The 19,118-nt window shown below is 74.4% G+C and carries 11 protein-coding genes; 2 read left to right on the plus strand and 9 right to left on the minus strand.

Annotated features, from left to right (window positions below; translation table 11 throughout):
* Positions 1-13: 13 nt before the first annotated feature.
* On the minus strand, positions 14-1,141 hold the full coding sequence (locus ACFW6P_RS02220; protein ID WP_386422741.1) for a hypothetical protein: 1,128 nt from the start codon (positions 1,139-1,141) through the stop codon (positions 14-16).
* A 215-nt stretch (positions 1,142-1,356) separates the two neighbouring features.
* Between ACFW6P_RS02220 and ACFW6P_RS02225 the strand changes: the two genes are divergently transcribed.
* Positions 1,357-2,343, plus strand: a complete 987-nt coding sequence (locus ACFW6P_RS02225) for an LAETG motif-containing sortase-dependent surface protein (RefSeq protein WP_386422742.1) — start codon at positions 1,357-1,359, stop codon at positions 2,341-2,343.
* A gap of 103 nt (positions 2,344-2,446) precedes the next feature.
* Here the strand turns inward: ACFW6P_RS02225 and ACFW6P_RS02230 are convergent, their stop codons facing one another.
* The 8 genes from ACFW6P_RS02230 to ACFW6P_RS02265 form a co-directional block, all read right to left on the minus strand.
* The gene (locus ACFW6P_RS02230) at positions 2,447-4,231 is read right to left on the minus strand and encodes a GMC oxidoreductase (RefSeq protein WP_386422743.1); all 1,785 of its coding nucleotides are present in this window, start codon (positions 4,229-4,231) and stop codon (positions 2,447-2,449) included.
* Between the two features lie 38 nt (positions 4,232-4,269).
* On the minus strand, positions 4,270-5,907 hold the full coding sequence (locus ACFW6P_RS02235; protein WP_386422745.1) for a succinic semialdehyde dehydrogenase: 1,638 nt from the start codon (positions 5,905-5,907) through the stop codon (positions 4,270-4,272).
* Between the two features lie 136 nt (positions 5,908-6,043).
* Entirely contained in the window at positions 6,044-7,690 is a 1,647-nt protein-coding gene (locus ACFW6P_RS02240; protein ID WP_386422747.1) for a protein kinase, read from the minus strand.
* A gap of 71 nt (positions 7,691-7,761) precedes the next feature.
* Positions 7,762-9,426, minus strand: a complete 1,665-nt coding sequence (locus ACFW6P_RS02245; protein WP_386422749.1) for a serine/threonine-protein kinase — start codon at positions 9,424-9,426, stop codon at positions 7,762-7,764.
* Positions 9,427-9,552: 126 nt separating this feature from the next.
* Entirely contained in the window at positions 9,553-10,725 is a 1,173-nt protein-coding gene (locus tag ACFW6P_RS02250; RefSeq protein WP_386422751.1) for a serine/threonine-protein kinase, read from the minus strand.
* Positions 10,726-10,827: 102 nt separating this feature from the next.
* On the minus strand, positions 10,828-12,927 hold the full coding sequence (locus ACFW6P_RS02255) for a serine/threonine-protein kinase (protein ID WP_386422753.1): 2,100 nt from the start codon (positions 12,925-12,927) through the stop codon (positions 10,828-10,830).
* Positions 12,928-13,039: 112 nt separating this feature from the next.
* Positions 13,040-15,589, minus strand: a complete 2,550-nt coding sequence (locus ACFW6P_RS02260) for a protein kinase (RefSeq protein ID WP_386422755.1) — start codon at positions 15,587-15,589, stop codon at positions 13,040-13,042.
* Between the two features lie 152 nt (positions 15,590-15,741).
* Positions 15,742-17,799 (minus strand): protein kinase, encoded by a 2,058-nt coding sequence (locus tag ACFW6P_RS02265; RefSeq protein WP_386422757.1) that lies wholly within the window; start codon positions 17,797-17,799, stop codon positions 15,742-15,744.
* A 234-nt stretch (positions 17,800-18,033) separates the two neighbouring features.
* Here ACFW6P_RS02265 and ACFW6P_RS02270 point away from each other — a divergent pair, with 234 nt between their 5' ends.
* Positions 18,034-19,113, plus strand: coding sequence for a serine hydrolase domain-containing protein (locus tag ACFW6P_RS02270; RefSeq protein ID WP_386349810.1), 1,080 nt, complete (start codon positions 18,034-18,036; stop codon positions 19,111-19,113).
* Positions 19,114-19,118: the final 5 nt, after the last annotated feature.

Raw genomic sequence — 19,118 nt, forward strand, 5'->3', positions numbered from 1 at the left:
GTCCGGCGGGGCGTCAGGTGCGGGTCACCGTCCCGCAGTCCGCGCCGTCGCCGTTCTCGATGTCCCTGCTGCGGTCGTACGGATCCACCGCCGGGCCGCTCGGGGCCGCGCTCGCGGAGGCGCTCGACGGGAAACCCGGGTGCAGGTAGCCGTCGTGGACGGAGCACGAGGAATTGCCGATGTCCTGGTCGTACTTCATGACCAGGAGGCGGCCCGGGGTGACCCGGTACCGCGCGGGATCGGCGAGTTCCGTCTCCAGGACGCGGCGCACGATGGTGCGGGTGACCTCGGTGGAACCGTCCGCGCGCGACACCGGGTAGACGAAGGTGTAGTCGGCGCGCACGGCGACGCCCCCTTGCGCGCCCTTCTCGAACGTCATGCGGCCGCGCGTCTTGACCACGTCTCCGACCAGCCTGATCTCGTCGGGGTCGAACCGGCTGAACAGGCCCACGGGGTCGTTCTTCTCGCTCGGCGAGCGCAGCGAGGCGCCGAGCCGGCCGACGAGGTCCGGCTGCTTGGGGTCGAGCACGGAGAACGCGGCCTCGGGGCGCTCGCCGCGCAGGGTCCCCGGGGCGAGGTTGGCGGACACCAGCAGCCTCTTGGTCAGCTTCAGCGCCTGCTCCACACGGTCCTTCGGTACCGCGCCGACGGCCTTCGCCTCGGGCAGCACGATGCCGTCCTCGCCGTCGGCCCAGCGCAGGGCCGGGGAGCCGGCGAACGGCTCGTCCAGCGTGGGGGTTTCCGGGTCGGACGCCCCGGGCGCCGCGGTCGGCGGCGCCGACTCGGCGGGCAGGGGCCGGACCTCGGCGGCCTCGGACTCCCCGGTGCCGAAGGGGTCGCCGGGCAGCAGCGACGGCTTCAGCGCCACCAGCGCCACGGCGACGGCGACCACGACGCCGACGGCGGTCCACAGCGTGCGACGCCCTTTCTCCCGCCGCACGGAAGGGGTGCGCCACCCGGGAGGCACCTCGCCCCGGGCGTCCTGCGCGCGCAGCCGCTCGGTCACCATGCGCGCCCGCGCGGACGGTTCCTTCGGGGCGGAGGTGCGGATGTCCCGCTCGGTGTCACGGGTGAACTGCTCCCAGACGTCATCGGGGAGTTCCGAGCCCGGCGGCTGATCGCCGGACGGCTTTGCAGACACGAGAGACAGATCCAAGCGGTTGACCAGCGCCTCCACAAGAAGATACCGGGTGTGACTCAGCCCACATAAGAATTCCGTGAACGCCGGCGCAACCCTTCACGGGTCTCGTGGATCAAACCTGGTGAACCACGGGCCACACCCGCGCCCCACACGCGGAGGCCTCCCCCAACGTTTCGTACCGCACCCGGCGGTACGCCGGACTCCCCGAGGTCTTCATGAAGCTTCGCCGCGCCATGGCAGCAGCGGCCGCAACGGCGGTCATCGCCCCGGTGGCTCTGCTCGCGGCACCGGCCGCGTACGCGACCGACGAAACGACGCCCACGCCGAGCACCTCGGTGAGCGAGTCCGCTCCCGAGACGTCCACCTCGCCGAGCGCGTCCCCGACCGAGTCCGCTCCCGAGACGACGCCCACGCCGAGCACCTCGGTGAGCGAGTCCGCTCCCGAGACGTCCACCTCGCCGAGCGCGTCCGCCAGCGAGTCCTCCCCGGCGCCCAGCACCTCCGCGCCCGAGGAGTCGGAGTCCCCGGACCCCGAGCCCTCCGTGTGCGAGGACACCAAGGTCGACGTCAGCATCTCCGGCCTGCCCGGCAAGATCGCGGCGGGCAGCGGCTGGCACAAGTTCTCCCTGAACGTGCTGAACAACTCCGACTCCACGCTGAACGACCTCGACTTCTTCGCCGGGGCCTCCCCCGACGCGAACGGCGAGGAGCTGTTCACCAGCAAGCAGGTCAAGCTCCAGGCCTGGGACCCCCAGGACAAGATCTGGGTCGACCTCGACGAGGGCGGCTTCGCGGTCGGTTACGTCGGCTACACCGACGAGCTGAAGCCCGACTACGAGGTCAACATCCCGCTGCGCCTCAGCGTCAGCAAGTCCGCCCCGGTCGGCGCCGGCTTCTCGCTCGGCGCGACGGTCTACGGCGACAACGACGCCGAGTGCACCGGCTTCGGTGACGTGTCGTACCGGTTCCAGATCGTCTCCGCCGGTACGGACACCGGGGGCACCAAGCCGCAGGAAGGCGGCAAGGCGCCCGTCACCGACGAGAAGCCGAGCGGCAACACGCCGGAGGTCACCGGCAGCCTCGCCGAGACCGGCTCCAGCTCCGCCCTGCCGGTGATCAGCCTCGTCGGCGGTGCCGCGGTCGTCGCCGGTGCCGGTGCGATCTTCGTCGTGCGCCGTCGCAAGGCCGGCGTCCAGGCCTGAGCCGTGGCGGCCTGAAAGGCCGTTGCACCAACAGAGGAGGGACCTGCGCTCGGAGGGGGGCGCAGGTCCCTCTTCTGTTCCGCCGTGCGGGAATCGGCGCGGCTCACTCCTTGGGCGGCACCGCCGGCATCCCCAGGAACGGCAGCCGCAGCGCGCCGAACGCCTGTGCCGGGACCGCCGGGGACCTGGGCTCGACCGGCTGGAGCCGCGCGTAGGCCGTGCCCTGCCGGGGGCGCGGGTCGGGCTCGCCCTTGTTGGGCCAGTACGACATCGCCCGCTCGGCCTGGGCGGTGATGGTGAGGGACGGGTTGACGCCGAGGTTGGCGGAGACGGCGGCACCGTCGACGACCGAGATGCCGGGGTGGCCGTGGAGACGGTGGTACGGGTCGATCACGCCGGTCTCGCGGGAGGCACCGATCGGGCAGCCGCCGAGGAAGTGGGCGGTGAGCGGGGTGCCCACCAGCTCGCCCACGTTGGAGCCCGCGAAGCCGTTGATCTCGGCGGCCAGCGCCGAGGCGCTCTCGGTGGCGGCCTTGATCTGCTTGGGGTTCGGGGAGCCGTGGCCCTGGCGTGCGGTGAGCAGGCCGCGGCCGGCGCCCGAGGGCTTGAGGTACGTCGTCAGGGAGTTGTCCAGCGACTGCATCACCAGGCCGATGATGGTCCGCTCCGACCAGCGGCGGTTGGACAGGGAGCGCAGCACCAGCACCGGGTGCCTCGCCGCGTGGGCGAGGAAGCCGAGGACCCGTGAGCTTCCCGGCTTCGCCCCGGCGTAGGGGACCTGGAGGATGGACAGGCCGCCCATGGAGTTGGAGCCCTTGCCGTAGCGGACCGGCTCGACGTGGGTGTGGGCGTCGGGGTGGATGGAGGACGTGATGGCCACGCCCCGCGTGAAGTCGGCCCTGGGCGCGCCGTGGGCCTTGCGGTAGCGCCGGTCGTCGGTCTGGGCACCGACCAGGGCCTCGGAGTTGGTGCGGGTCAGCTCGCCCAGCTTGTCGGAGATGCCGGGCAGCTGGCCGCCCGCCTTCATGCGGTGCAGCAGGGTCTGCGTGCCGTAGGTGCCGGCGGCCAGGACGACCCGGCGGGCCGTGAAGGTCCGGCCCTCGGCCTTGCGGTCGTCGGTGCGCAGGGTGGCGACCGCGTGGCCGCCGCGCGAGTCCTCGGTGACCGAGACGACCGTCGTCATCGGGTGGACGACCGCGCCCGCCTTCTCGGCGAGGTACAGGTAGTTCTCGTTCAGGGTGTTCTTCGCGCCGTGGCGGCAGCCTGTCATGCACTCGCCGCACTCCGCGCAGGCCTTGCGCGACGGGCCCGCCCCGCCGAAGTAGGGGTCCGCGACCTCCTCGCCCGGCTTGGCCTTCACCGAGCCGTCGGCGTCCTCGCCGTCGCCGAAGAACACCCCGACGGGAGCCATGTGGAAGGAGTCGCCGCAGCCCATCCGCTCCGCGGCCGCCTTCAGATGGACGTCCGAGGGCGTCATGGTCGGGTTGAGCCGTACGCCCAGCATGCGCCGGGCCTGGTCGTAGTACGGCTTCAGCTCGTCCTGCCAGTCGGTGATGTCACGCCACTGGGGGTCCTCGAAGAACGGCGCCGGCGGGACGTAGAGGGTGTTGGCGTAGTTGAGGGAGCCGCCGCCCACGCCCGCGCCCGCCAGGACCATGACGTTGCCCAGCAGGTGGATGCGCTGGATGCCGTAGATGCCCAGCCTGGGCGCCCAGAGGTAGTTCTTGAGGTCCCAGGAGTTCTTCGGCAGGGTCTCGCGGGTGAAGCGGCGGCCTGCCTCCAGGACGCCGACGCGGTAGCCCTTCTCCGTGAGGCGCAGGGCGGTCACCGAGCCGCCGAAGCCGGAACCCACGACGATGACGTCGTAGTCGTAAGCGTCCTGAGGCACGTGCCGTCTCCCCTGTGGGTGTCGTAAGCGAAGGTCGTCTACCGGAACCGGAACGCCTTCATCAGGCGCAGGCTCCTGCTCATGAACCGGGCGTAGCTCTCGTCGTCCATGCCCAGGGAGGGGGCCATCGGCAGCACCCGCTGGTGGGCGACCGTCTGGGCCTCGGTGTACTTGAGGATGCCCTCGGAGCCGTGGCGGCGGCCCAGGCCCGAGTCCTTCATGCCGCCCATCGGGGACTGCACGCTGCCGTACGCGGGGGCGTAGCCCTCGTTGATGTTGACGGTGCCGGTGCGCAGCCGGGCGGCGACCTCCCGGCCGCGGCGGGCGTTCTTCGTCCAGACCGAGGAGTTCAGGCCGTACGCCGTGCCGTTGGCGCGCTCGATCACCTCGTCCTCGTCCGTGAAGCGGTAGACCGAGACGACCGGGCCGAAGGTCTCCTCCGTGCAGACGGACATGTCCGTCGCGACCCCGTCGAGGATCGTGGGCTCGAAGAAGTAGGGGCCGATGTCCGGGCGCGCCACACCGCCCGCGAGGACCTTCGCGCCCTTGGCGACGGCCTCGTCCACATGCCGGGTGACGGTCTCCAGCTGGCGTTCGCCGACCAGGGAGCCCATGTCGGCGCCGTAGGCGAGGGACCTGCCGAGGCGCATGGCCCTGGTCCGGGCGGCGAAGCGCTCCAGGAAGGCGTCCGCGACCGACTCGTGGACGAACAGCCGCTCGATGGAGATGCAGAGCTGGCCGGCGGAGGAGAAGCAGGCGCGCACGGCCCCGGCCGCGGCCTTCTCGATGTCGGCGTCCTCCAGCACCAGCATGGCGTTCTTCCCGCCGAGTTCGAGGGAGACGCCGATCAGCCGGGTGGCGGCGCCCCGGGCGACCTCACGGCCGGTGCGGGTGGAGCCGGTGAAGGAGACGTAGTCGGCGTGCCGGACGACCTCGGGGCCGACGACCGGTCCCTCCCCGAGCACGACCTGGAAGACGTCGGCGGGCAGTCCGGCCTCGATGAGCAGGTCGCGGGCCCACAGGGCGGTCAGGCACGTCTCCGTGTCGGGCTTCATGACGACCGCGTTGCCCGCGACGAAGGCCGGGAGCGCGTCGCCGACCGACAGCTCCAGGGGGTAGTTCCAGGGGGCGATCTGGCCGACGACCCCGCGCGGGTGGCGCAGTTCGGTGACCTTGGTGAGCGTCGGCATGGCGCCGGCGTGCCGCTTGGGGCGGAGGTAGGCGGGGGCCCTGCGGCCGTAGTGCCGGGCGGCGACCGCGACGGCCTGGACCTCCTCGTGGGCGTGCAGGCGGGCCTTGCCGGTCTCCAGCTGGATCAGGTCGAGCACCTCGGCCTGGCGCTCCAGGACGAGGTCGTGGAAGCGGAGCAGGACGGCGGCGCGCTGCCGTACCGAGGACCGGGCCCACACGGTCTGGGCGGCGCGGGCCAGTTCGAAGGCCCGCGCCACGTCCTCGGGCGTCGACTCGGGGAGGTCGGCCAGCTTCTGACCGGTGAACGGCGTGTGGTTGGCGGTCCGTCCGGAGCCGGTGACGCCCTTGGTGAGCTGGGCGACCAGCTCGGGGGTGACCACGTCGGCGGCGGTGCGTGCGCCCTCCGGAGCGGGGGCGAGGGGGTTCGTTCCGGTGGGTGCCGTCCCGGTCTCTGCCGTCTTCTCAGCGGCCTGCGCGTCCGTCATGACGCGCAGAGTATGCCCCGGAGGAGTCTTTGGGTACCCGTCGGTAATACGGCTTCACCGGGCGCACACACGATGCCAGTGGCTGCTGGCAACAAACGTGCTGATCAGGTCTTGTGCGGTGACCGCTCGGGGTGATTCAGCGTCTTACGATCACGAGACGGTCCCGGGCGCCCCGGAACAGCGAGGTGCCCTCCTGCTCCTCGGGGGTGCCCCGGGGCATGTCGACGCGCAGTTCGTACAGGCGGTCGTCGTCGGTGCGGACGAGCACGCGCAGATCCCGCCTGGGGTCGCCGTCCAGGTCGTACGCGGTGTCGGCGAGGGCGGCCTCGTGGCCCTGGACGCCGGTGCGGGTGTACCGCGTCTCTCCCCCGGCCCGGGGCGACGTCCTGGCCTGCTCCATGGGGGCGGCCGGCGCCTTGTCCCAGTAGAGGAGGCGGAGCCGGATGCTGCCGCCGCGTTCGTCGCCGTAGAGCACGGTGCGGGGGCGGCCGGTGGTGCTGCCGGGCCTGTCCAGCGGGCGGTAGTGGGGCGGGAGATGGAGGACGGCGGCGAGGTCCGGCTCGGGGTGCGGGGTCCAGGTCTCCCTCGCGTCGGCGGTCCGCTCGGCGCTTCCCGCGCCGCCCGTGTCGGCGACCTGGGCGGCGGCGCCCATACCCCCGGCGAGGAGGGCGCCGAGGAGGGCGAGGGGGGCGGGGCGGAGCAGGCTGTGGCGTCTCGGCGGCTCCTCCGGCGCGGGGACGGCGTCCCCGGGCGGTCGCGTGCCGGGCTCCGCCGCCGGCTCCGGTACGTCCTCGGCCTCCCGGTCCGCGTCGGGTGTCCGCGGTGCGGGGGCCGAGGGCAGCGGGCCTGCGACCGCCTCCAGTTCCTTCGCGACCTCCTCGGCGTCCGGCCGCCGCTCGGGGTCCGGCACCAGCAGCCGCCGGATCAGCGGCCCGAGCGGTCCGGCCCGTCCGGGCCCGGGCGGCTCGGAGGCGAGGACCGCGGCGAGCGTGGCCTCGGGCGTGGCACGGGCGAACGGGGACGCGCCCTCGACGGCTGTGTACAGCAGCACACCCAGCGACCACAGGTCGGACGCGGGACCGGCGATACGGCCGGACCGCCGCTCGGGGGCGAGGAACTCCAGCGCCCCGGTGCGCTCCCCGCTCCCGCCGCCGCTCCCCTCGCCCTGCGTCTGGGCGATGCCGAAGTCGGTGACGACGACGCGGGGAGGGGCCTGCCGTCCTCCCCCGGGTCCGTCCGGGAGCGGTGAGGGGGCGAGCAGCACGTTGGCCGGTTTCAGGTCCCGGTGCACGATGCCGACGGAGTGCGCGGCGCGCAGGGCGCCCAGCACCCAGAGCCCGATCCGGGCGGCTTCTGCGACGTCGACGGGGCCGCGCCGGAGCGTCGCGTCGAGGGACTCGCCCGGCACCAGCTCCATGACGATCCAGGGGAGTCCGTCGAGGGCCTCGGCCGCGTCGAGTTCGTCGGGGCCCCCGGTGCGCGGCCGGTCGTCGTGCCGCTCCGGCTCGACGACCACGTCGTGGATGGCGACGGCCGCGGGATGGTCGACGCGGGCGGCGGCCCGGGCCTCTCGGTGCAGGCGGTGGGCCGCCCGCCGGTGGTTCTCGTCCTCCGGTTCGCCCGGCAACCGGGGCTGTCTGACGGCGACCTCACGCTGCACGAGCTCGTCGTGGGCCCGCCAGACGGTGCCCATGCCGCCGGAGCCGATGCGTGCGAGCAGCCGGTAGCGTCCGCCGACCAGCCGGCCCCGGGCGTCGTCCGTCCCGCCCCCGTCGTTGCTCATGCCCCATCAGTACCGCGCGGGGCGGGAGCTTGTCGACGCGGAGTGTGTCCAGGGGGTGGGGACGGGCGGGTTCAGGTCCCCTCGATGTCCAGGTGGGCGATCGCCGTGCTCGCCACCTCACGTCCGCGGTCGGTGAAGTCGCCCTTGCCCGGGTAGCTGACGGTGAGCTTGTAGAGGTCGCCGCCGGAGGTCCGGTAGTAGAAGATCCTCAGCTCGCGGGGGCGGGGGTTCTGGGTGTCGTCGGTCGTGTAGGTGACGGTGTTCTCGGCGGCCTTCTTCTCGCGGTAGGTGGTCAGCCTGGGGTCGGTCTTCTCCGGACCGTCCGCCATGTCCAGGTCGTAGTCGCCGTTGTCCTTGAACCTGGTGTCGTCGTCGTACATCTCGGCGGCGGCCGAGCCCGCGATGGTGTTGCCGGTGTCCTCGGCCCTCCTGTCGAGGGTCAGGCCGATCCAGATGCTGCCGCTCCAGTCGGTGTACGTGACCCGGTGGCCCTGGTCCGACCCCCGGTCGGGCACGGTCCGCTGATACTCCTCCGGGACCGCCAGGGACGCGGCGAGGTCCTTCTCCTGGCGGACCTTCCAGCCCTCGGGCAGCGGCCCGGCGAAGGGGTTCGCGACCACCAGGTACGCCGTCACCGCCGCCGCGACGAGGGCGGCGCCGAGTCCGGCCCACGCCCCGCGGCCGAGCCGGACGCCCCGGGCGCCCGTGCGCCGGCCGTCGCCGTCCCGGCCCGCGACCCCCACGACCCGGGTGGGCCGGTCGGCGGGCGGCCGCGCGGCCGACTCCAGCAGGGTGCGCACCCGCGCCGCGTCGGGACGGCGGGCCGGGTCCTTGTCCAGCAGGCCGGTGACGGCCTCGGCGAGCGGCCCCCGGACGGAGGGCGGTGCGGGCGTGGCGTTGAGGACGGACTGGAGCGTTGCGGGGGTGTTGCTGCGGCGGAACGGGGAGACGCCCTCGGTCGCCGCGTACAGCACCACGCCGAGGGACCACAGGTCGCTGGCCGGGCCCGGGCGCTGGCCCAGCACCCGCTCGGGCGCGATGTACTCGGGCGAGCCCACGAAGCCGCCCGTGTCGGTCAGGTTGGTCTCGCCCTCGATCCGGGCGATGCCGAAGTCGGTGAGGACGACCCGGTCGTAGCGGCCGAGCAGCACGTTGTCCGGCTTCACGTCGCGGTGCAGGATGCCCGCCGCGTGCGCGGCCTCCAGGGCGCCGAGCACCTCCAGGCCGATCCGGGCGGCCTCGCGCGCGGACAGGGTGCCCTCCTGCAGGACATCGCCCAGCGAACGGCCCTGGACCAGTTCCATCACGATCCACGGCCGGCCCTCCACGACCGCGACGTCATGGACGTCGACGACGGCCGGATGGTCCAGCCGCGCGGCGGCCCGCGCCTCGCGGCGCATCCGCTCGAAGGCGTTGGCGCGTTCACGTTCGGGAAGGTGGTCCGGGACGCGCGGCTCCTTGACGGCGACCTCGCGGTCCACCGTCTCGTCCTTGGCGCGCCACACCGTGCCCATGCCGCCGTGCCCGAGCTTGGCGATCAGCCGGTAGCGTCCGGCGATGAGACGCCCGGCACCGGGATCGTCGTCCGCGGGCGGCTGGGACGGCACGACCTGGGTGGGTGAGGCGGCCGGTGCCGCGTACGGGTTGCCCGCCACCGGTGTCTGCGGGTGGGGCGGTTGCAGAACGAAACTCGTCGGTTCTTCGGCCCCGGGTCGGGCTCCCCCGTTGTTGCTCATGGTTCATCCATACCGCGCCGGACGCTTCCGGATCCACCACGGACGCGAGCCGGTCACAGACCCGTGACGTCGCGGCGGGGCTTGTCTTCCCTTTGCGGCGGTACGCGGTGCGGGTCGTCCGAGCGGTCAGGGGGACGCGGCGGGCGGCGTCGCGGGGGCGGAGGCGCTCGGTGAGGAGGCCCGGGCCGTGGGTGCCTGCGCCGAACGCGTCGGCGCGGGGACCTGCTCGCCGCCGCCCTCCCTCGTCAGCAGCGCCGCCGCCGACACCCCCGCACCGGCCATGGCGGCGACGAGCAGCGCGGCCACCAGCACCCGGCGGGCGGGCTGCCGGAGGAACGGCTCCTCCGGCGGCTGCGGCACGGGCGCGTCCGGTGGCGGCGCGAGCGGCTGCCGGACGGCGAGGTCCCCCGTCCGCCCGTGCGCCGAGCCCGCCGACGCGTACGCGGGCGGCGGCACCCGAGGCGTCCGGCCCGTGGCGCGGAAGGCCCGCAGCATCCGCTCCGCCCGGTCCGCGTCCAGCCTCCGGTCCGGGTCGCGTTCGAGCAGGCCGTGCACGACGGGCAGGAGCGGCCCGGCCTGCGCGGGCGGCCGGATCTCACCGACGACGACCGCGTGCAGGACGCCGCCCAGCGAGTCGCGGTGGAACGGCGACTCCCCGCTGAGCGCCGCGCACAGCAGCGCGCCCAGCGACCACAGGTCGGACTCGGGCCCGGTGCGGGCGCCGGACATCCGCTCGGGTGCGGTGTACTCGGGCGAGCCGACGAAGGAGTCGTTCTCGGTGAGCGTGGGAGCGCCCTGGACCTGGGCGATGCCGAAGTCGGTCAGCACGACCCGGTCGGTGCCGGCCTCCAGCAGCACGTTCTCCGGCTTGAGGTCGCGGTGCAGGACCCCGGCGGCGTGTGCCGCCCGCAGGGCGCCGAGCAGGGCGATGCCGATGCGGGCGGCCTCGTCGGCGTCGACCGGGCCCCGGCCGGCGATCCGGTCGGCGAGTGAGCCGCCCTCGATCAACTCCATGACGATGTAGGGGCGTTCGTCGTCCGTCACGACGTCGTGGACCACGATGATGTGCGGGTGGCTCAGCTGGGCCACGGCACGGGCCTCGCGCAGCGTACGGTCCCGCCGGCGGCGGGCCTCCGCCGCGGAGAGCGACGCGTCGTAGGGGAGCTCCTTGACGGCCACGCCCCGGCCGAGCAGTTGGTCGGTCGCCCGCCAGACCACGCCCATGCCTCCGCGCCCGAGCCTCTCCTCGAGCCGGTAACGGCCCGCGATGACACGTACGCTGTGCCCCTCGGTCCCCATGCGGCCATCATGCCCCACCGGAAGGAGCCGCTCCGGGACGCCGACGCGCGGGTGGCCGAAACAGACAGCCTGCCGACGGCCCCGGTCGGCTGGCCCGCTGCGTCAGGAGGTCTTCTCCTGCCAGCCCTGGAGCAGCGAGGTGAACTGCTTGCGCGCCTCGGTCCAGTCGGCCGCGGGCGCCGACATGTAGAGCGCGTACTCCGTGCCGTCGCGGGCGATGTACGTCTCCTCGATGGCGCGACGCGGCCCGGGGAACTTCGTGTCCTCGGCCCGCGCGGTCCAGGTGTACTCCCACAGCGCGCCGTCCCGGTCGCGGTAGACGTTGCGCTCGAGCCGGACCCGCCGGTAGTCGACCAGCCGCTGCAACTGCTGTTCCAGGTCGAGCTGGTGGGCGTACGGGTCGGCGAAGTCGGGTGAGGAGTCGACGGCGATCCGGACGAAGTGCCGTCCGCCGTCGGGCGTGTAGTCGATCTGCTGGAGCTCGCCCTTGGGACCGAACGTCTTGCGCTTCCAGCCCGCGGGCAGGTGGAGGCTGAAACCCGCGGGGTCGTCGTGGCGGGTCCAGCCGTCCGGGACCGACCCCGTGGGCCGCTCCGGGCTCGTGGAACCCGGCGCACCGGAGGCGCTGTCCGGCGTCCTGCGGCTCTGGTCGAACTGCTGCAGCACGACCGCCGTGCCGCCGCCGACGATGGCCGCGAGCGCGACGACGAGGGCGAGCGTCCGCAGCCGGCGGCGCCGGCCCGACGGGGGCGGTCCGTATCCCTGCGGGCCGTAACCCTGCCCGGCGCTTCCGCCGTGTCCGTGCCCGCCGTGTCCCTGCGGGCCGTCTCCGCCGTGCCCGTGCCCGCCGTGTCCCTGCGGGCCGTGCCCGCCGTGTCCGTGCCCGCCGTGTCCCTGCGGGCCGTCTCCGCCGTGTCCGTGCCCGCCGTGTCCCTGCGGGCCGTCTCCGCCGTGTCCGTGCCCGCCGTGCCCGCCGTGTCCGTGCCCGCCGTGCCCGCCGTGTCCGTGCCCGCCGTGCCCGCCGTGTCCGTGCCCGCCGTGCCCGTGCCCGCCGTGTCCCTGCGGGCCGTCTCCGCCGTGCCCGTGCCCGCCGTGCCCCTGCGGGCCGTGTGGTGGCGGAGCAGTGGTGGTGGGGCCGGTGGCCGGGGTGCCGGTCGTGCCGGTCGTGGCGGTCGTGGCGGTCGTGGCGGTTCCGGCCGTCGCCGTCCCGGTGGCGGGGGTGCCGGCCGGCGGCGGCAGCGGCGTACCGGTGCGCGAGGCCGAACCGGTGCCGACGGTGCTCGTGCCCCCCGCGCCCGCGCCCGTCGCGCCCGTGGCGGTGTACGCCTCGCGGTACGGGGAGGTCCCCCCGTACCGCGTCGGTACGTACGCCTGCGCCCCGCTCGGCCGCCGTCCCTCCGCCGCCTCGGCGAGCATCTGCTCGGCCTCGGACGCGTCGGGGCGGGTGGCGGGATCCTTGCGCAGCAGGGCGGTGATGACGGGGGCGAGCGGACCGGCGTGCCTGAGCTCGGCGGCCTCCTCCTCGACCACCGCCTGCATGGTGGTCAGCGGCGTGGCCCGCCGGAACGGCGAACGGCCCTCGACCGCCGTGTACAGCGTGGCACCGAGGGCCCAGAGGTCCGAGGAGGGGCCGGGGTCGCGGCCGCGTACGCGCTCCGGTGCGAGGTAGTCGACCGAGCCGACGACCTCCCCGGTACGCGTGATCGTCGTGTCGCCCTCGATCTGGGCGATGCCGAAGTCCGTGAGCAGGACGCGCCCGTCGCGGCCGAGCAGGACGTTGCCCGGCTTGATGTCGCGGTGCAGGACGCCGGCGGTGTGCGCGGCGCGCAGGGCCCGCAGCACCCAGAGACCGATGCGCGCCGCCTCGCGCGGCTCGACGCGGCCCTCCTCCTTGACCGCGTCGGCCAGGGAACGGCCCTCGACCAGTTCCATCACGATCCACGGCCGGCCGTCGTGTTCCAGCACGTCGTGCACGGTGACGACCGCGGTGTGGCTGATCCGGGCGGCGGCCCGGGCCTCCGCCCGGGTGCGGGCCAGCAGGACGGCCTGCTCGCTCTCGGAGACGTAGAGGGCGGCCGTCAACTCCTTGATGGCGACGGACCGGTGCAGCACCTCATCGTGCGCACGCCACACCCGGCCCATGCCGCCGCTCCCGATGGCGTCGGCCAGCCGGTAGCGGCCCGCTATGAGCAGGCCCTGCATCTGATTCACGTTGCCCCGCAATGGTCTTGACAGGGTCAGCGTAAGGACCCGATCTTCCTCAGGGAACACGCGGGGTGCCACGGTGACCGCACTGTGACGGTTGCCCGGGCGCTCACCCCGTCGCCCTGTAGGTCGCCGCCGCCTGCTCGTACAGCCGGGTCACCTCGTCCCGTTCGGTCTCCGGGCCGCGCACCTGGACCACGTGGTAGCGGCCGCCGACGAGCATCGCCAGGTTGCGCACGTACAGCTCGCCGTCGTCGCCGGTCCACGTGAACTGGCCCTCGGCCATCTTCCGGCCGCCCACCTCGATCGTCTTCAGGCCGGTGGAGGTGGCCCAGCTGGAGTCGCGGTAGGGCTGCAACTCCCGCTCCTTCTCCCGCTGGTAGTCCATCGGGTCGCTGCCGTACTCCGAGGCGCTGTCCCGGCCCGGGACGACGATGAGCTCGAAGTCGCCCTCGGCGTAGACGACCTGGCCGTCGCCGCCCCGCGAGGTGCGCTCCCAGCCCTTGGGGACCGCGACCTGGAACCCGGCCGGGTCCTTGCGCAGGGTGAAGCCGTCGGCGGCCTCGGGGCCCGTGGTCTGCGTCTCGGTGGACCCGGCCGACGTCGACGGGCTCTCCCGGGGGGCGGGTGAGGTCTGGCCCGGCTCCGGCTCGCTGCTGGCGTCCGGCGCGGGCACCCGGCCGGCCTCGCCCGCGGCACCGGCGCGGTCCACGCCCTGCCCGCCGGCGGTGTCCGACTTGGGCATGAACAGCATGGCGTAGGCGATCGCCGCGGCCATCGCCAGCAGCACCAGCAGGAGCAGGGTACGGCCGAGGCGGCGCGGTGAGCGGGTCTCCCTGGCCCGCTTGTGCCGCCCGTGGTGCGCGGGCAGCCCGGCCCGCCGCCTGCGCACGAGCTCGCCCCGGCGGCGTACGACGGGCAGCCGGCCGGAGTCGACGGGCGGCGCCGCCACCACGTGCAGTCCGGCTTCCGGCTCCGGCGCCGAGCGCACGAGCGAGCGCAGCCAGCCGCGCAGTTCCTCGAAGCCGGGCCGCTCGGTGGGGTCCTGGCGCAGCAGCGACTCCACGACCGGCCGCAGCGGCCCGCACTCCTCGGCGTAGGCGGGCGGTTCCGCGCACACCAGCTGCACCAGCTCGGCCGTCGACTCCTCCGGGTAGGGCGCGTGCCCCTGGACGGCCCGGAAGAGCAGCGCGCCCAGCGCCCACAGGTCGGTCGCGGGGCCGATGGGGGCCGCCAGCTGCCAGTTCTCGTGCACCGGTCCGGCCTGCTCCGGCGCCCAGCGCTCGGTCACCGGCCCGACGACGGCCATCCGCGCCTGCCGGGCCCGCTCGGCGGCCAGGGCCGTGGCCGGGCCCCGCCGGGGTGCGGGCGCGCCGGCGACCAGGTCGTCCCAACGGGTGGGCTCCGACGGCCCCGTGGGCTCCGGGGCGGCGGGGAGGGCCGCCTGCTCCCGGCCCTGCGGCAGAGGGCTGGCGGCTCGGGGTGCGGCGCCGTGCCAGCCGGTCGCGCGCGGGGGGCCGGCCACACCGTAGGGGTCCGCGATCCGCCCAGGCGGGGAGGCCTCGGAAGCGCCGTCCTGCGCGGGGACGTACGACGGGGCCCCACCGCTGCCGTAGGGCGCGCGGGCGCCGTCCGGCCCGGGCCGGGCACCCGGCAGCGCGGCCCGCCCGTTCTGCTGGGCCTCCTGGACCCGGGCGGCGGCCCGGTAGGCGGCGATCGCCCCGGCGCGCGCGGCCCGCGGGTCCTCACCGTCGTCCGCGCTCCGGCGCGCCGGCACGGCCGGGCTCCCGCCCACGGCGTCCGTCCCGGCCGCGGGCAGCCCGCGGGCTTCCCGCGCCTCTATCGCGGCGCGCCGCGCGGCCTCGGGATCGCCCGGGCCGCCGACACCGCGCGGACCACCGGGGCCCGTGAGCCCGCCGACCGCGGCGGAGAAACCCGCTCCGCCGGGACGCCCCGGTCCACCGGCGCCTTGCACCGGCCCGGTCCCGGAGCGCTCGTGTGCCGGTCCCGGCTCGTCGTCCTCGAAGGCCGGAGCCGGCACCGGGTCGTACCCGCACAGCGCCTCTTCCGCCGCGCCCACCGCGAGCCCGGTCAGCATCACCCGGCCGTCGTCGCATATGAGCACCGTCCGTGACGTGACGTTGCGGTGCGTCCAGCCGTGCGCGTGCAGCACCCGCAGCGCCATCAGCACGTCGGAGGCGACCTCGGCGGCCCGGTACGGCGTCAGCGGCTTGTCGGCGATCAGGGCCGCCAGCGGACGCGCGGCCACCAGCTCGCTGACGATCCACAGCGAACCGCCCTCGGCGAACACGTCGAAGACCTGGTCGAGGCGCGGATGGTCCGGAACGGCCGCCGCGGCCTGCGCGGCCTCGACCGCCCGCCGCACCAGCGGATCCGCGGGCCGCCGCGCCTGCGGACGCCCGCCCGGGCGCGCCCCGGCCCGCCGTGCCCCGCCGTCCCGGGCCGTGAAGCCGTCGGGCAGCCCCTCCGCGTCGAGGACCTCCGCCTCGACCACCTCGGGCAACGGCACCTGCCGGACCAGGACTTCCTGTCCGCTGTAGGTGTCGAAGGCCCGGGACTCGGTGCGTTCGTACTCGTCGGACGGCGGCAGCGGCAGGCGGTAGCGGTCGGCGAGAACACGTCCCGCATAGTCGTCCACGGTGCCTCCCCCGTCAGCCCGGTCGGTCACATCCGTTCGCCCCGCGGTCCGTTCCGGCTGCGCACGGTCCGCAATCACTCACGATACGTGCCCCGGGCAACCCGCAACGGGGGATCCCAGATCTGCCTCCCCAAACCCGGAACGGCTCATGCTCAGGACTTGGGTTCGAAGGTCCGGGTGAGCGTCTGCCAGGTCTGCTTGCGCTGCTTGCCGTCCCAGTCGGCCGCCTTGGCCGTGTACATCAGCGCGTAGCCCTGCCGGTCGCTGACGACGAAACCCCGGTCGATCGTCCGGTATCCGGTACCGCCGTCGGAGTAGGTGAACTCCCAGTCGGCGGCCTTCCAGCCGCGGTAGTCCACCTCCTCGATACGGACCCTGTCGTACTGGGCGCGGCGCATGTAGCGCTCCTGGTTCTTCCAGTCCGCGACCGGGTCGCCCTTGGGCGTGGACGTCCAGGCGATGAGCAGCTTCTGCCCGCCGGGCCCGGTGAACCGGTCACCGGCGGCGTCCGAGGAACGGTACTTCCACCCCTGCGGCAGGCCGATCGAGTAGCCCTGGGAGCCCCGGTACGTCGACGCCTCCGTGGTGTCCTCCTCGGCGGAGCCGTCCGAGCCCGCTCCGGCGCCGGAGGACTCACCGGGCGTCTTGTCCGGGGCGGATCCCGAGGGCGCGGGCTCGGACTCGGCGCCGTCCGTGCGCGTTCCGTCGCTCTCGTCGCCCTTGGTGTCGGCGCCGCCCGACGCGGTGGCGACGGTCCCGCCGCCCTTGCCGGCAGCCCCTTCGGAGCCCTTGCCGTCCCCGCTGAGCACGATCGTGAGCACCGTGGCGATCACGGCGAGCGCCACGACCACCGCCGTGATCAGGATCGTCCGCCGCGACACCACGTCCGTGAGCGGCGCCCGGGGCGGCGCGGGACGGGGCGGCAGGTCCGGCGGCGTCATGACGGGCCACCCGGAACTACGGCCCCCGGAGCCCGACTTCGCCTCCTGGCCGCCCCGCTCACCGGTACCACCGGCAGCCGGGCCGGCTCCCGAAGCCCCACCCGAGGTCGACGACGGTGACGACCCCGGCCGCGACGCGGCCGCACCGTCGGCCCCCGCCGCCCGGCTCTCCGCACCCGTAGCAGCCGCGGCGGAACCGGGCTCGGCGGAGGCGGCGGAGGCGGCCGCAGATCCCGCGGCGGCCTTGCGCACGGAACGCAGCGCCCCGCGCAGCCGCTCCCCGGCCTCCTCGCCCCGCTTTTCACCGCGCTGGGCCCCGGAGGAGGCCCCCTTGCCCGACCTGTCCGGCTGCGCGGGCAGCGGCACGACCTTCGTCGCGTCCAGCGGCTCCGCCCCGCCCTTGCCGGGCGCGTGGATGACCTTGTTCAGCATCGCCCGGGCGCCCACGTCGTCGAGTCGCTGGGCGGGGTCCTTGGTGAGCAGCCCGCGGATGACCTCCGTGAGCGGACCGGCGTTCTTCGGCTCCTCCAGCGGCTCGGTCATCACGGCGGTGAGCGTCGCTATGGCCGAGCCCTTGTCGTACGGCGGCGCGCCCTCCACCGCCGCGTACAGCAGCCCGCCGAGCGACCACAGGTCGGCCGCGGGGCCCGGCTTGTGCCCGCGCGCCCGCTCCGGGGAGATGTAGGAGGGCGCGCCGACGAGCATGCCGGTCGAGGTGATGGACGGGTCGCCCTCGACCTGGGCGATGCCGAAGTCGGTGAGCACGACCCGGCCGTCCTCGGCGATCAGCACGTTCGACGGCTTCACGTCACGGTGCAGGATGCCCTCGCGGTGCGCGGAGCGCAGCACGTCCAGGACGGCAAGCCCGACCTCGGCGGCCCGCTTGGGTTCGAGGAGGCCGTCCTCCCGGATGACCTCGGCGAGCGACTTGCCCTCGACCAGCTCCATGACGATCCAGGGCCGGTCGTCCTCCTGGACCACGTCGTAGACCGTCACCGCGCTGTTGTTGCGGATCCGCGCGATCGCCTTGGCCTCGCGCAGCGTCCGTGTGATCAGCCGCCGCTTCTCGTCCTCGTCGATGTTCGACGGGAACCGCAGCTCCTTGACGGCGACCGTCCGCCCGAGGGTCTCGTCCTGGGCCCGCCAGACCGTGCCCATGCCTCCCCGGCCGAGCACCTTGCCCAGCCGGTAACGCCCCGCGAGGAGACGCTCCCGACTGTCCTGACGAGTGTCCTGACGAGATGTGCCCGCCCGCTCCGCCTCCGACATGCGTCCCCTCATACAACCCGCCCTGACAGAGCCTCCATTGTCTCTCACCCGACAAGTGCCCAGTGCCCAGGGTGCCCCGGTGAATGCCTCACGGGCCGCTGCGATCCGGAACCCGGGTGCCACACACCGCTCGCCACCCTGCATGATGGGCCCCCACGCCGGCGCCCCGGCGCCCCGGCGCCGCCGGCACAGCGACACGCCGGGCCGGGACACCGCGAGGAGGGAGGAGCCCGCATGCCGCCGCTGCGGACCTTGCTGGCCCTGCCGGTGTCCGTCGCCCTCCTCGGACTTCCCCCGGCCGACTCCTCGGCCCTCTCCACGCCGCCCACGGACGCCGTGCTCGCGCTTCTCGTGACCCGGGGCGGCGCTCCCTCCGCGGCACTTCTGGCCCGGGAGGGGAGCACCGTCCGCTACGCCCACGCCGGCCCGGGCATCGCCCGCACGGACCACTTCCGCGCCGGCAGCATCACCAAGACGTTCGTCGCGACGGTCGTCCTGCAACTGGCGGCCGAGCGGCGGCTGTCCCTGTCCGACACGGTCGAGCAGCACCTGCCCGGACTGGTGCGGGGAGCGGGGAACGACGGCCGCGCGCTGACCCTGCGCTCCCTGCTCACCCACACCAGCGGGCTGTACGACTTCACCGCGGACACCCGCGGGACCGCGCCCCTCACAGCCCGTCAGGCCGTGCGCATCGCCCTCACCCACCCTCCGGCCGAACGCGGCCGCTTCTCCTACTCGAACACCAACTACGTGCTGCTCGGCCTGGTCGTCGAGCAGGTGACCGGCCGCTCGTACGCCACCGAGGCCGAGCGCCGCATCCTGACTCCGCTGCGTCTGACGGGCACCTCCTTTCCCGGATCCCGCTCCGCCCTGCCCTCCCCGCACGGCCGCGCCTACACGGCCGACGGAACCGACGTCACCGCTCTCGACCCGCGGGTGGCCGGGGCCGCGGGTGAGATCGTGACCACGCTCGCCGATCTGGACCGCTTCTACGCGGCCCTGCTCGGCGGCCGGCTGCTGCCCCCGCGCTGGCTGCGCGAGATGCTCGACACCCGTGCCGCACACGGCGCGTACGGCATGGGGGTGTTTCCGCAGAGGCTTCCCTGCGGCACCACGGTGTGGGGGCACAACGGGCACATATCCGGCAGCTACGTGCGCACCGCGGCCACCCTCGACGGCCGGCGTGTCCTCACCCTCCGTGTGAACACGGACGCGATAGCCGATCCCGGCCTCGAACCCGCGGTGCTCGCGGCCGAGTTCTGCCCCCGCACCCAGAACAACGACCGGGATCCGAACGGAGATCCCGTCTTCTGACACTC

The organism is Streptomyces sp. NPDC058741, assembly GCF_042746715.1.
Taxonomy (GTDB): domain Bacteria; phylum Actinomycetota; class Actinomycetes; order Streptomycetales; family Streptomycetaceae; genus Streptomyces.